The sequence below is a fragment of the Pseudomonas sp. GW823-FHT06E10 genome (genome assembly GCF_058794995.1).
Window position 1 is genome coordinate 20,205 of the sequence record NZ_JBXAHJ010000005.1, and the last position, 12,954, is coordinate 33,158.

Annotated in this window: 12 protein-coding genes; 4 read left to right on the top strand and 8 right to left on the bottom strand. The window is 61.5% G+C overall.

Going from position 1 to position 12,954, the window contains the following annotated elements:
- The first annotated feature begins 725 nt into the window (after positions 1-725).
- The gene (locus AC1Q6Y_RS09815; RefSeq protein ID WP_223502800.1) at positions 726-881 is read left to right on the top strand and encodes a hypothetical protein; all 156 of its coding nucleotides are present in this window, start codon (positions 726-728) and stop codon (positions 879-881) included.
- Positions 878-3,646, top strand: a complete 2,769-nt coding sequence (locus AC1Q6Y_RS09820; protein WP_492624487.1) for an ATP-binding protein — start codon at positions 878-880, stop codon at positions 3,644-3,646. The genes AC1Q6Y_RS09815 and AC1Q6Y_RS09820 overlap by 4 nt, the downstream gene beginning before the upstream one ends.
- Positions 3,647-3,754: 108 nt before the next feature.
- Here the strand turns inward: AC1Q6Y_RS09820 and AC1Q6Y_RS09825 are convergent, their stop codons facing one another.
- From AC1Q6Y_RS09825 to AC1Q6Y_RS09840, 4 genes are read right to left on the bottom strand one after another with little or no spacing between them, the layout of a single operon-like run.
- The gene (locus tag AC1Q6Y_RS09825) at positions 3,755-4,318 is read right to left on the bottom strand and encodes a DUF4136 domain-containing protein (RefSeq protein ID WP_057712146.1); all 564 of its coding nucleotides are present in this window, start codon (positions 4,316-4,318) and stop codon (positions 3,755-3,757) included.
- A gap of 55 nt (positions 4,319-4,373) precedes the next feature.
- Positions 4,374-4,982, bottom strand: a complete 609-nt coding sequence (locus AC1Q6Y_RS09830) for a DUF4136 domain-containing protein (protein ID WP_057712147.1) — start codon at positions 4,980-4,982, stop codon at positions 4,374-4,376.
- 12 nt (positions 4,983-4,994) lie between these two features.
- Entirely contained in the window at positions 4,995-5,744 is a 750-nt protein-coding gene (locus tag AC1Q6Y_RS09835; RefSeq protein WP_218495141.1) for a methyltransferase domain-containing protein, read from the bottom strand.
- Positions 5,744-6,046, bottom strand: coding sequence for a MazG-like family protein (locus AC1Q6Y_RS09840; protein WP_085727452.1), 303 nt, complete (start codon positions 6,044-6,046; stop codon positions 5,744-5,746). The genes AC1Q6Y_RS09835 and AC1Q6Y_RS09840 overlap by 1 nt, the downstream gene beginning before the upstream one ends.
- 155 nt (positions 6,047-6,201) lie before the next feature.
- Here AC1Q6Y_RS09840 and AC1Q6Y_RS09845 point away from each other — a divergent pair, with 155 nt between their 5' ends.
- Complete coding sequence (locus AC1Q6Y_RS09845) at positions 6,202-6,495, top strand: hypothetical protein (RefSeq protein ID WP_057712150.1); 294 nt, start codon at positions 6,202-6,204, stop codon at positions 6,493-6,495.
- Positions 6,496-6,682: 187 nt separating this feature from the next.
- Entirely contained in the window at positions 6,683-8,032 is a 1,350-nt protein-coding gene (locus tag AC1Q6Y_RS09850; protein ID WP_492624488.1) for an MATE family efflux transporter, read from the top strand.
- Between the two features lie 31 nt (positions 8,033-8,063).
- Here AC1Q6Y_RS09850 and AC1Q6Y_RS09855 read toward each other — a convergent pair whose 3' ends face one another.
- The 4 genes from AC1Q6Y_RS09855 to AC1Q6Y_RS09870 all read right to left on the bottom strand — a co-directional run bounded on the left by AC1Q6Y_RS09855 (position 8,064) and on the right by AC1Q6Y_RS09870 (position 12,917).
- Entirely contained in the window at positions 8,064-8,864 is an 801-nt protein-coding gene (locus tag AC1Q6Y_RS09855; protein ID WP_492624489.1) for a DUF4123 domain-containing protein, read from the bottom strand.
- Entirely contained in the window at positions 8,861-10,180 is a 1,320-nt protein-coding gene (locus AC1Q6Y_RS09860) for a type VI secretion system Vgr family protein (RefSeq protein WP_492624490.1), read from the bottom strand. The genes AC1Q6Y_RS09855 and AC1Q6Y_RS09860 overlap by 4 nt, the downstream gene beginning before the upstream one ends.
- A gap of 232 nt (positions 10,181-10,412) precedes the next feature.
- On the bottom strand, positions 10,413-12,326 hold the full coding sequence (speA, locus tag AC1Q6Y_RS09865; protein WP_057712154.1) for an arginine decarboxylase: 1,914 nt from the start codon (positions 12,324-12,326) through the stop codon (positions 10,413-10,415).
- A gap of 219 nt (positions 12,327-12,545) precedes the next feature.
- Positions 12,546-12,917 (bottom strand): translation initiation factor Sui1, encoded by a 372-nt coding sequence (locus AC1Q6Y_RS09870; protein ID WP_057712155.1) that lies wholly within the window; start codon positions 12,915-12,917, stop codon positions 12,546-12,548.
- Positions 12,918-12,954 lie beyond the last annotated feature (37 nt).

The window sequence follows — 12,954 nt, forward strand, 5'->3', positions numbered from 1 at the left end:
CCAAACCCGATCACTGATTTTGCAGCGACAGACAAAGGCTAGAGATCGCGCTTCCGACGGACAACCTGAGAAACATGTCGGAGATTTCCTCGGGATCTGAGGAAAACTACACAGGAATGTGTTGGCTGAAAGGACGTCATCGCGAGCAGGCTTCTACAGTTGGGCTGGGTACATCTGAAAGAAATAGATCGGCTGGCAGGCCGTCTTCGCGGGCAAGCCCGCTCCCACAGGGTCGAGGTACATCCGCCAAATTCAGTTCGGCTGTCAGGCCGCCTTCGCGAGCAAGCCCGCTCCCACAATAGGTCGGCGTACACCCGCTGCTTCTCACCACTCATCAGGCCGAGCGTTAGCTCGCCTGCAGCTCTTGATCTTGATCCACCCGCCCCCTCGGCAGGCTGAGCGGAGGTGTTCATCCGGGGATTGGCGCGCAGCGCCGTTCGACGCAGTCGAACTCATTGTATGTAGGTCGAAGCGAAGCCGACCGGAGGGCAATGCCCCCGGATGAATACCGCAGCGAAGGAACCCCGAGCCTAAGCGAGGGGCCGTACGTAAGGGGCGAGACCTTTTGGTTACTTTTGGGGCGTTTGCCAAAAGTGACCCGCTGTAAGAGCGGAACCGTAAGCAGCCGTTGCCGAAGAAATGGATATGTACACAACCCAAACCTCCGTTTTGGCGGAATGATTCTATGCTGACATTACTCAGTGATGGTCAAGGTAGACGCACTCATGAAAGCCAGCCTCCCCCACAAACAAAGAAGTGCCGCCGCGAATGAGTTCGCCCTGGGATTGCTGACCGCCGCCATTCATCTGAACCTGCCGGGCATCGGACAAGTACCGAATCTGCCGGCGACCCTCACGACCAGTGCGAGTCTGCAATTTTGAGTGCCGGGGACAAACTCTTCGGGCGCCTGCTCCATCGCCATCCGCCGCCCCCGCCGGAACCGCAAGAGGCACCGCGGGTGCACAGTTTCGGATTGCAGATGCAGCTCAATGCCGAGGGGCGTGTCGTTCAACTGAGCGGTCCGCTGCGGCACTTGCTGGCCCAGCACCCCCCCAGCGAGCAGGCACCGCATCTGTTCGACTTCCTGTTGCCCCACAGCAGCCTCGTCATCGAAGGCTCGCCGGCGGACTGGCAGGGGCAAACCCTGGACCTGGACTTCTACAGCCTCAACGGCCCCCCGCTGCATTTGCGCGGCTGGGCGCAGCCCTTGGCCGATACCTGGTTGTTGCAGATGCTGGACATCGGCGACCTGCTGCTTGAGCGCCTGCAATCGCGCAACCGCGAACAATGCCAGGTGCTGGCGCAGCAAATCGCCGAACAGTTGCGCCTGTGCAGCCTGACGCGCCTGCCCGAGGTGCTGACCGAGCAACTGCAAAGCCTGGCCCAGCGTTTTCAGATCCCCTGCATTGCTCTCGCCTTGCTCGATGAGCAGGAACATGGTTGGCAGATTCACCAGCACTACGCCGCCCTGGATGCACCGCAACTGTGGCAAAACGGTCAACGCCTGGGTACGGGGCTGGACAGTTTGAGCGGCTCGGCACCGCAGCACCTGACCCCGCGCGAACACCCGCGCCTGCAAGGTACGTTCGGCAATACCGATGGCTTCGTCGTGCCCTATCATGATGCGCAAGGGGTGGTCGCCTGGATGCTGTGCGGTTTCTACACGGCGCAAAAACGCGCCCCCGATGTCACGGAACGCGACTGGCTACAAATCACCGCCGCGCTCGCCAGTCCCTTGCTCGGGCGCCTGCGCGAGCACCGGCATCACCTGCAACTGGAACGCCTGGAATCGCTGCAAGCCTTGCTGGGAACAGGCTGGTGGGAAGTTTTCAGCGACAGCGACGAGGTTCAGTTGGCACCTTCGCTGGCCACTACCCTGAACCTTGGAATGTCGCGTTTATCCATGCAGGACTGGCTCGATCAGGTGTATCCCGCCGACCGCGAAGAGCTGCGCATCTGCCTGCAAGACTTGCAGGAGACTGGCACTCCCCTGCTGCTGTGCGTGCGCCTGTATCGCCCCTACGGTGCGCCCGCACCCGCCTGGTATCGCCTGCAAGGCCAGGCGCTGGGCGCGGGAAAAAACCGTCGTCTGGTGGGGTTCATGCTCGACATCAGCGACATCAAGAACCAGGAACAGAGCGCCATCGTCGCCCATGCACGCCTGGACAATCTGATCGCCAGCTCTCCGGCGGTGATTTACGTACAGCGCTATGTCGACGGTGCGTTGCACCCGGTGTTCTTCAGCGACAGCCTGTTGCCACTGCTCGGCTGGACCCTCGCCGACTGCGCACCCGGGGCGCTGGGGGAGCGGGTGCATCCCGACGACCGACTGCAGTATTTCGAGCGCACGCGGCTGTTGCTGCGTGAAGGCTCGGTGCGCGCCCGCTATCGGTTGCGTGACAGTCACGGCGACTATCACTGGCTGCTGGATGAAGCGAAGTTGTTGCGCAACGACCTCGGCCTGCCGGTGGAAGCCGTGGGTCTGTGGCTGGACATCACCGAAGCGACCCTGGCCACCGAACAGGTCAGGCAGAGTGAAGAACGCTACCGGATGTTGGTGGAAGACTCGCCGGCGATGATCTGCCGCTACCAGCCGGACTTGACCCTGACCTTCGGCAACCGCCCGCTGGCCACCTGTCTGGAGTTGGCGCCCGAACAATTGCCGGGGGTGAATCTGGGCGACTGGATGTCCGGGGAACAGCGCACTGCATTCATCCAGCGGCTGAACCGACTGAGCCCCGAGTTTCCGGTCAGCACCGCCGAGATCAACCTGCAACTGCCCGGCTGCGAACACGCCTGGTGGATCTGGTCCGATCGTGGGGTGTTCGATGAACAGGGCCGGTTGCTCGAGGTCCAGGCCGTGGGGCGCGACAACACCGAGGTGCGGCGCGCGCAGCAGCAGCTCACACAAAGCGCGAAAATGGCCACCCTCGGAGAAATGGCCACCGGCCTGGCCCATGAGATCAACCAGCCGCTGAACGTGATGCGCATGGCTATCGTCAACGTACTCAAGCGCCTGAACAACGGCGAAGTACAGGTCGATTACCTGATCGACAAGCTCACGCGCATCGACACGCAAGTGCAGCGTGCCGCGCGGGTGGTGGACCACATGCGGGTGTTCGGCCGCCGCTCGGAAACCGAGCAGCAACCGTTCAACCCGGTCCAGGCCATCGAAGGCACGCTGTCACTGTTGTCCGAGGACCTGCGCGACAAAGGCGTCGACCTGCGCATCAGCGAGACCGGTTTTGAGGTGCAGGTGCGCGGCTATGTCGATCAGCTTGAACAGGTACTGATCAACCTGATGGTCAACGCTCGGGACGCGTTGCTCGGCAAGCGCGAAACCCTGCCCGGGTTCAAGCCGTGGATTTCGCTGTACACCGAACGGGATACACACTCGGTACGCCTGTGGGTCGAGGACAACGGCGGCGGTATCGACCCGCGTTTGCTGGAGCGGATTTTCGAGCCGTTCTTCACCACCAAACCGGTGGGCTTCGGCACCGGTCTGGGGCTCTCGGTGAGCTATGACATTGTCGAGAACATGGGCGGCAAGCTGAGCGTCAGGAACTCCACCGAGGGTGCGCGTTTCTGCATAGAACTGCCGATTGTGCTGCCGGATCAGATCGCCGGGGATGGGCGTCCCGAGTGACAACGGAGGTTGGCACCCACCTCGACTTTGTTCAGGTCGATCCCCAGGCTCGCCAGTGCCAGGCATAAAAACCCCTGTAGGGCACAGGGGTTGAGAGACTGGCTGACTCTAGGATGCGTGCGGCGGGTAGTTGGCCAATATCCGCGTGACCGTTTCCCAGATGGCATCGCGACGATCCGTCGGGTTCGGCGTGCGGCTGAGTATCTGTTCGTCACTGCCACGCCACACCAGTTTGCCGTCCTTGCCATCGAGCAGGTCGATCTGGATGGTCGCCACTTTGTAGCTGACGTTGCGGGTTTCGTTATACATAGGGGCGCCGTAGTAGCCATACCACGGGTTACCCCAGCCGCCACCGTAATTGGTGGTCACCTGTTGTTGCCGCTCTTCGACAATCAGGTAGGTCTGCACATTCAAATCGCCCTTGGCGCCTGCGGCGGCCGGGCGCAGACCGCGCTGATCCAGTTGATCGGCAACCGCCTGACGGATGCGCTGCTCGGTCAGGTCGCTCTTGATCCGTGGATCGTCGGGACGGTATTGCAGGGCGGGTTCTTTCCAGGTCCAGCTGCGATAGGCAGCAAAGTCGCGGCTGGCGTCGAAGTCATGATTGACCTGGTTGGCGGCGCAGGCACTGAGCAGCGCGGCCACTGCCAGTAAAACAAAACGGCGGAACATGATGAGTCTCCGGTTGAAGGCATGATCCTGCGGAATGCTTCTTATCTACAAGAAGCTAACTAGGAGGATACGCCGACATTGCCTTTTTCACAGCCTCCCGTATGGCATCGGCCCGCTCGCTTTCGCTGCCCCGGTTGCCGGTTTCAGCGCTGGAGCTCCACACCGGCTGGCCGCTCCTGGCGTCAAACATATCCACCTGAACCACCACGACTTGCTCCTGATAGGTACGAACGACAGGTACGGTGGCGTACCCGCCATACCCAGGGCCGTAGCCGTTGTAGCCACCATAACCGCCGCCGTAATAGTCGTCCTGTACCTGGCGCAAACGGGTTTCCAGGCGCAGGTCGGCGCTGACAAACAGGTCGGCCGGGCGATTGTCGTGCAACGGGCGCAAGCCGCGTTGATCCAGCGCATTGCTGACCGCTTCGGCGATCTGTGCCGAGTCGGCCCAGGCGGTGCCCGGTGGCAGATGCCCGTCGAGCCAGGCCCAACTGCGGTAGCGCCCATAGTCACGGGGGGCTGCCGGGTAAGCGCTGCGGTCAAAGGTGTTGGCGGCCTGGGGCGGCGCCGGTGGCAATGGGTTGGACGTGGCGACATAGGGGTTGCTGCCCTGACAGGCAGCCAGCCCCAGGCAGAACACCAGTACACCTGAATGACTTTTCATTGCGTGCTCCGATCAGACAGGCCGACAGATCCAGTGCAAGTAACGTCCAAGCCCGGCAAAGCTCGGATGACGACGGTGGGCCAGTTCCATTTCCAGCAGGTCCGCCAGCTCGGCGCGGGCCTGGAATTCCACCGGCATGTAATCGTGGAAAACCCGCACGCCACTCATGGTTTCGACCTGCCACAGACCTTCAAGTTGCGCCGCCAGCTCACGCGGATCAAGGGGCTGTTGCGGGGTCAGGCTCTGCTTTTCGCCGGCCATGTCGTTCTTGCGCATCTTGCGGAAATGCCCCTTGAGCAAGTTGCGATATATCAGCGCGTCACGGTTGTAGAACGCCAGGGACAGCCAGCCGTCAGCCTTGGTCAGCTGATGCAGCACCGGCAGGATGGCGTGGGGTTCGGCCAGCCATTCCAGCACGGCGTGGCACAACACCAGGTCGTAGGGTTCGGTGAGTTGCCCGAGCAGCTCCTGCCAGGGTGCCTGAATGAACGTGGCGCTCTGCCCTGCTTCGGCAAAACGCTGGCGGGCGCCTTCGAGCATCGGCTCGGCAGGCTCGGCGAGGGTCACCTGATGGCCCCGCTCGGCCAGCCACAACGACATGTGGCCAAGGCCAGCGCCGATGTCCAGCACGCGCAGCGGCCGGTCGGGCAAGACTTCGGCCAGATCGGCCTGCAACACCGCCAGACGGATCGCGCCTTTGGCACCGCCGTAGATTTTTTCGGCGAAACGGGTCGCCAGTTGATCGAAATGACGGTCGCTCATCAGCTGAACCTCCGTTCGCTGTCCGCCAGTTTGCTGCGCACCACGGCGTCCATGTCCAGGCCCAGTTCGCTGCATAGCAGCAATAGATAAAGCACGATGTCACCGACTTCCTGCCCGGCGTGGGCGAGTTTGTCCGCCGGCAACTGGCGTGACTGGTCTTCGGTCAGCCACTGGAAAATTTCCACCAGCTCGGACATTTCCACGCTCGCGGCCATGGCCAGGTTTTTCGGGCTGTGAAATTGCCGCCAGTCATTGCGGTCACGAATGGCGTGCAGGCGTTCGGTCAGTTCAACAAGGTTCATCGGGCTCTCCTGAAGACGTATAGCTTCGGGGGGATCACAGGTGAAGGCAAGGGCAGAAGATGCATGTTCTCTGTGCAACCCTCTATGCTTGTGGGAACTCGGCAGCCTGATCGACAGCCCAAGACTCAATTCTCTTTAAACAGGACGTTCACTTCATGCAGGTAGAAGGTTTTTCCGAATGGCTCGGCCAGGTACTCGGCTCGATCATCCGCTTCATCGTTGATGGCCTCAGTGGTCTGTTCAATCTGTTGAGCAACGCCAGCAGCAATTTCATCGAAGGCCTGTCCCAGGCGCTGGGCATGGATACCTCGGTCATCAGCATCGTGACCTTGATCCTCGGCCTGATCCTGCTGTGGTCAGCGATCCGCGCCTTTCTCAATGCGTCGTTCATCATGGGTTTCATCTGGTTGGTGCTGGGGCTGTGGTTGCTCAGCTGGATCATCCACTGACCCCACCGAACACCTGTGGGAGCGAGCTTGCTCGCGATGGCGTCGGCACATCAAAAATTGATTCAACTGAAAGAGCGCTATCGCGAGCAAGCTCGCTCCCACATTGGATCTCTGGTGTTTTATGAATTGAGCTCACTTAGCTAATCCGTTTTCACCGCTACAATGCCCGCTCCTCCAAGGAGCCTGCATGTCCAACCTGACCGCCGACTGGCGCGACCACCCTACCCATCGCCGGGTCTGGGCACTCGCCGCGCCGATGATTCTCTCGAACATTTCCGTACCGCTGGTGGCATTGGTCGACAGCACCGTCATCGGTCACCTGCCCCACGCCCATCAACTCGGCGCCGTCGCGGTCGGGGCCAGTCTGTACACCTTCCTTGCCTGGGCCATGGGCTTTCTGCGCATGGGCTCCACCGGGTTCGCCGCCCAGGCAGCGGGGCGTGGGGATGGTGCCGCCTTGCGGCAGATTCTGTTGCAAGGCCTGCTGCTCGCCATCGGCCTGGCCGTGGTCCTGGGTGCGGTGGGCGTGCCTTTGAGCGGGGTCGCGTTGCATTTCATGCAACCGTCGGCTGAGCTCGATCAGCTGACCCGCGAGTTCTTCCATACCCGCCTGTTCGGCCTGCCGGCGGCGCTCGCCAGTTATGCCCTGGTCGGCTGGTTCCTCGGCACCCAGAATGCCCGGGCACCCCTGGCGATTTTGCTGAGCACCAACCTGGTCAACATTGCCCTGAACCTGTGGTTCGTCCTCGGCCTGGAATGGGGCGTGGTCGGTGCTGCCCGGGCCTCGGTGATTGCCGAATGGACCGGCGCACTGATCGGCTTGCTGATGACTCGCAAAGCCCTGCGCGCCTACCCCGGGCATATCGTCTGGGCGGCATTGGCGCTGTGGCAGAGTTGGCGGCCATTGCTGGCGGTCAACCGCGATATCTTCATCCGCAGCCTGGCACTGCAATCGGTGTTCTTCCTGATCACGGTGCAAGGCGCACGGCTTGGCGACGCCACGGTCGCGGCCAACGCTCTTTTGCTCAATGGCCTGCTGCTGACCGCCCACGCCCTCGATGGCCTGGCCCACGCTGTCGAAGCCCTGTGCGGACATGCTCTTGGCGCCCGTAACCGCGATGCCCTGCGCCGTTCATTGGTAGTGGCCGGTGGCTGGTCGTTGCTCGCAAGCCTGGGCTTTGCCGCGCTGTTTCTGTTCGCCGGGCATCTGTTCATCGAGATGCAGACCGACATTCAAAGTGTGCGCGACACCGCGTTCATCTACCTGCCCTACCTCGCCGTACTGCCGCTGATTGCCGTCTGGAGTTACCTGCTCGACGGCCTGTTCATCGGCGCCACCCGCGCCCGGGAGATGCGCAACGGCATGCTGCTGACCGTGGCGCTGGTGCTGCCTTTCAGCTGGGCACTGCAAGGCGGGGGCAACCATGGCCTATGGATAACCTTTCTGTTGTTCATGCTGCTGCGCAGCCTGACCCTTGGCATGATCGCCTGGCGCCTGCGCCGTAACGATGGCTGGTTCGCCGGCGGTATTCACTGATCGGGCGTGGCCCCGACAATCAATTTCGACCTCATGGCCAGGGTGGATCGTTCTGCCACCGGTTTCGCAGGTGATCGAGGCGTTCCTGTTGAGTTCCGCCCGGCAACGGCTGCACGGGCACCGCGTCGGGATACTGCAGGCGTAGCCATATCCAGCCATCAAGCACCGGGCGCTCGCTGAACCCCAGCGCGATCCCCTCCTGCACATGAGCCCACAGGCGGGGGAAATCGACACCGGTGGATCGGTTCCAGCGCCAGGCATGCTGCTCGAGCAGGCAGGTTTGCAATTTTCCCTGCTGCCCAACGCTGAGGCTTTCCTCGACTGCCAACGGGCTGACCGACAACCCCGGGCTGGACAAGCGCTGCCAGCCCTCACACCCCATCGCGCGGTCGGCCCAACTACCGCCGAACCAGCGTAACTGGTGGATAGGTCCTAGCCAGCGACTCAGTTCAACCGCATCGCAGGCATCGAAAAAGTAACTGGCCGTGGTTGGGTTATAGTAACTCAGAAGGGCCCGGTGCAGGCCAAGCGTGACCGTGAGCATGCGCCGCAAATGCGCCAGCAACGACGAAGCGCCCGCCTCGCTGACCACCAGCAGTCCGGGCCAGCGTTTTCCGTCGACGGTGCATAAATCCGCCAGTGCCGGGCAGGTGCGCAGATCGACCAGGACCGGCCCCTGTTCATGCAGTGCATGCCACTCCGTGCCTTCGAACAACCCGAACCATCGGGCCTGGGCAAACATTTGCCGAAGTGTGACACCCGCCTGCGGCGTGCCCGGCACATCCAGCAACAACCACTGAGGGGGTGCCTCGGGCGTACGTGTGGCAATCATGCTCCAGAGCTCTGGCCAAGCTGCGTCGCCAGACGACAGGTGCACAAAGCCTGTGCGCAATGGTTGAAGCTGCCGCCACCGGGTAGCAGGCACAACATCAGCAATGGCTCCCCCGAGCGCAACCATTGCTCCAGGCCCTCATCATGGGTGCAGCCGGGCTGGGGGGTGTCGGCGTCCGTCACCTCGACCGTTGCCGGCGCATGCAGTACCCCGGTTATCTGCGGTTGATCGGGATCGCCCTCGACAAAACCCACGACCACCTCGGTCCCTTCCCGTATCGGCGTGAACGTCGAGGCCTGCAACTGCCTGGCCAGGGGCAGCCAGCAATGACTGGGCGTCGCCCCTTCGCCCTGATAAAGCCAGTCGAATTGCACCGGTACCGGCCTTTGCGGGTCAGGGCTTGGCTCATCGACCTCGACGACCCACGCCCGTTGCGGGCCATGCATCCTTGGTTCGATCGTCACACAGGGCGGTTTGATGGGTGCCGGCCAGTGCAGGGCACGGGCCTGGTTGTGATAAGGCGTCGTCGTATCCTGGCTGCCCCAATGCTCAACGCTGGTCAGCAGCCAGAGCCGATTGCAATCGGCAACCGGATGACCGGACAGCGGCATCAGTCGACCGCTGCGCAAGGTTGCCAGGTCCGTCCGGCATTCGGCGCACTGCACGGCCGTCCCACCGCTACGCCGACGTTCGAACTGCCGCACCGCCGGTCGATCGCCCTCGCTGCGCAATACCACAGGTTCGCCGGTTGGAAAATGCTGCCGGTCATCACCAAACACCACACAGTGCCCGCGGGCCCGGTGTTCGAAGTGGTAGTGAAGCCCCTCCTGGGCGCACAGTCGCTGGAGAAATTGCAGGTCTGACTCTCGATATTGTGTGCAAAAATCCCGGGGCGGGTATTGGCCACTTAGCTCCAGACGTCGATCCTTGCCGGTAATGCCGTGCTCCTTGAGGACCTGGTCGAGGATTTGCGGCACTGATCGGGCACTGAAGATTCGCTGGCTGAAGCGCTGGGCCAGGCAAGCCAGTTTTGGCCCCAGGCGCACCTGGCAGAGTCGGGGTCCGCTGGTGTGGTCACGCTGGACGAGCTCATGCAATTGTCCATGCACGTAGCTTCCGGCTGGTCCGAAATGCAACGAGGCAGGGCGATACAGCAAACTGGCAAGGTCAAGCACCGGGTCTTCGATCAGCAGTTCCAGGTCGAACACGAACGGCTCGCTGATGGCTTCTCTGCCGGTAAAGACCAGGACCTCTAAGGAATCGGGCAGACCTGCTACATCCAGACGAAATGACGGTTCGCTGACTGGATTGAACATCGGCGTTTCTCTACAGGAGGGGCGGCCGGGGATTCTCGCTGAGAGACATGGCCGAGTAGAGTGCCGAAATACAAATTAGGAAATAACCTACGCGAAAAGAAGACCAAATGCGTTGGGTCGTCGAAGATGCTGGAAATTTCGCCTGGAACAGGAGAATTGCCGCACCAGGTCATCTGAAATTTCCGCAGCGAACGGTAAATTTTCAGACGACCTGATGAGCGTGACGCTTACCTCAGGAAGACAGGTAAGACGAACGGGTCAGCCCCAGACGCAAGGCATCGAGGAACTGCGTGCGCTCGGTTGCGCTGATGCGGGCACTGGCGCACTTGTCGCGGTAGTGGGTCATCAGTTCTTCCGGCGACAAGTGCACGTAACGCAGCATGTCTTCGATGGTGTCGTGGGTTTCGATACCGGCGTGGTACACGCTGCCATCGGCGTTCTGGTAGATGTTCACCGAATCGGTATCGCCGAACAGATTGTGCATGTCGCCAAGAATTTCCTGGTAGGCACCGACCAGGAACACACCCAGCAAGTAGTCCTCACCTTCTTTCAACGCGTGCACCGGCAAGCTGGTCTCGATGCTCTGCTCGTCGACGTACTGGTTGATCTTGCCGTCGGAGTCACAGGTCAGGTCTTGCAGTACCGCACGACGCAGCGGCTCTTCGTCGAGACGGTGCAGCGGGATGATCGGCAGGACCTGGTCGATGGCCCAGGTGTCCGGCAGGCTCTGGAACACCGAGAAGTTGCAGATGTACTTGTCGGCCAGCTTGTCGTTGAGTTCGTCCAGCACCTGACGGTGGGAACGCTGGCGTGCCTTCAACGAGTTGTGCAGGCGACGGCACACGGCGAAGTAGCACTGCTCGGCCAGGGCTTTCTCGGCCAGGGTCAGCTTGCCGTCGGCGTACTGGGAGGCAACATCACTCATGTAGTGCGTGGCGCGCCAGTAGGTTTCGGTGACCATTTCGATGTCGGTCGGACCCAGCAGGTCCACCAGCCACTGCACGGTTTCCGGCAGCGCTTCCTTGTTCTCGATCTGCGGCACGTCGTCGTTGTGTTTCTCGACGTCGGTCACCTGGATCACCAGCATCGCGTGGTGCGCGGTCAGGGAACGGCCGCTTTCGGAGAAGATGTTCGGGTGCGGCAGGCTCTGTGCATCGCAGAATTCCTTGAGCATCCCGACCACGACACCGGCGTAGTCGTCCATGTCGTAGTTGATCGAACTGGCATTACGCGAGTGCGTGCCGTCGTAGTCCACGCCCAGGCCACCGCCGACGTCGATGTGATCCACCGGAAGGCCGAGGTTGCGCAATTCGCCGTAGTAACGGATCGCTTCCTTGAAGCCGTGCTGGTAGTCCGCCAGGTTGGCGATCTGCGAACCCATGTGGAAGTGCAGCAGGCGAATGCCCTGGTCCAGGCCCGCCGCGCGGAAACGCTCGACCACCGACAGCAGTTGCGCCGCCGACAGGCCGAACTTGGATTTTTCACCGCCGGTGTCCGCCCACTTGCTCGAGGCCAGGGACGACAGGCGCACGCGCAGGCCGACCTGAGGCTTGACCTTGAGCGAAGCCGCTTCTTCGATCACCAGGCCGACTTCGGATTCTTTCTCGATCACGATGAACACGTTGTGGCCGAGCTTCTGGCCCATCAGCGCCAGGCGAATGAACTCGCGGTCCTTGTAGCCGTTGCAGACGATGGTGCCGCCCTTCGGCGCCAGTGCCAGCACCGCCAGCAGTTCAGGCTTGGAGCCGGCTTCCAGGCCGATAGAAACGTTCTGGGTGGCGATGATGTTTTCGATCACCGCTTCCTGCTGGTTCACCTTGATCGGGTACAGCGCGGTGTACTTGCTCTGGTATTCCAGACGCTCGATGTTGGCGTCGAATGCGCCGGTCAGCTGACGCACGCGGTCTTGCAGGATGTCCGGGAAACGGACCAGCAATGGCAAGGACAGGCCGCTTTTGCGCAGCTGGTCGACTTGCTCGTACAGGTCGATAGGCGAGCTGCTCGGACCGTTCGGACGAACTTCGACGCGACCGGCGTCATTGATCGCGAAATACCCGGCCCCCCAATGGCGAATCCCGTAAACACTGCGGCTGTCCGCAACTGTCCATTGGCTGCCATCGTCTTTGCGTGTGCGTCGTACGGACATCGAAGTCCCCTATAAAGAAGTCATAGTGCGTCGCCTGGGTTCAGGCCGGCGCAGTCTAAAGAATGAAAATGACGGTTCGTCAACGAGGCAATAGACCCCGCCGACCGCAGTGAGTTTAGATACCGGTCATGAACAGGCTCTGTGAAAACCATGTAGACGATGCCGGACCTGAATGTCATCAGGACCGGATCAAGCCGAGGGTGGTTTTCACAGAGGCTGCTAGCCGCCGGACTTCTTCGCTTTGAAACCGAGCTTGATCAGTTCTGCCAAGAGTAGCTCGACATGATCGCCCTGGATTTCGATGACACCGTCTTTCAGCGCCCCACCGGTACCACAACGTTTCTTCAACGTCGTGGCCAGGTCCTTGAGCGCGTCTTCAGCCAACGGCACGCCGGTGATGGTGGTCACCGTCTTGCCGCCACGGCCCTTGCTTTCGCGACGCACGCGAGCGATGCCGTCGCCGGCCGGGATAACGGTCTGTCTGCAGATGCAGGCGTCCACCGGTTTACTGCATTCCGGGCAATGACGACCTGCGTCGGTGGAAAATACCAGGCCGCCCAAGGCGGCGAAGGATGCGGCTTTTTTGGCCACCGGCAATCCTCTTCGGAGGACAAAGACTGGTCGCAGC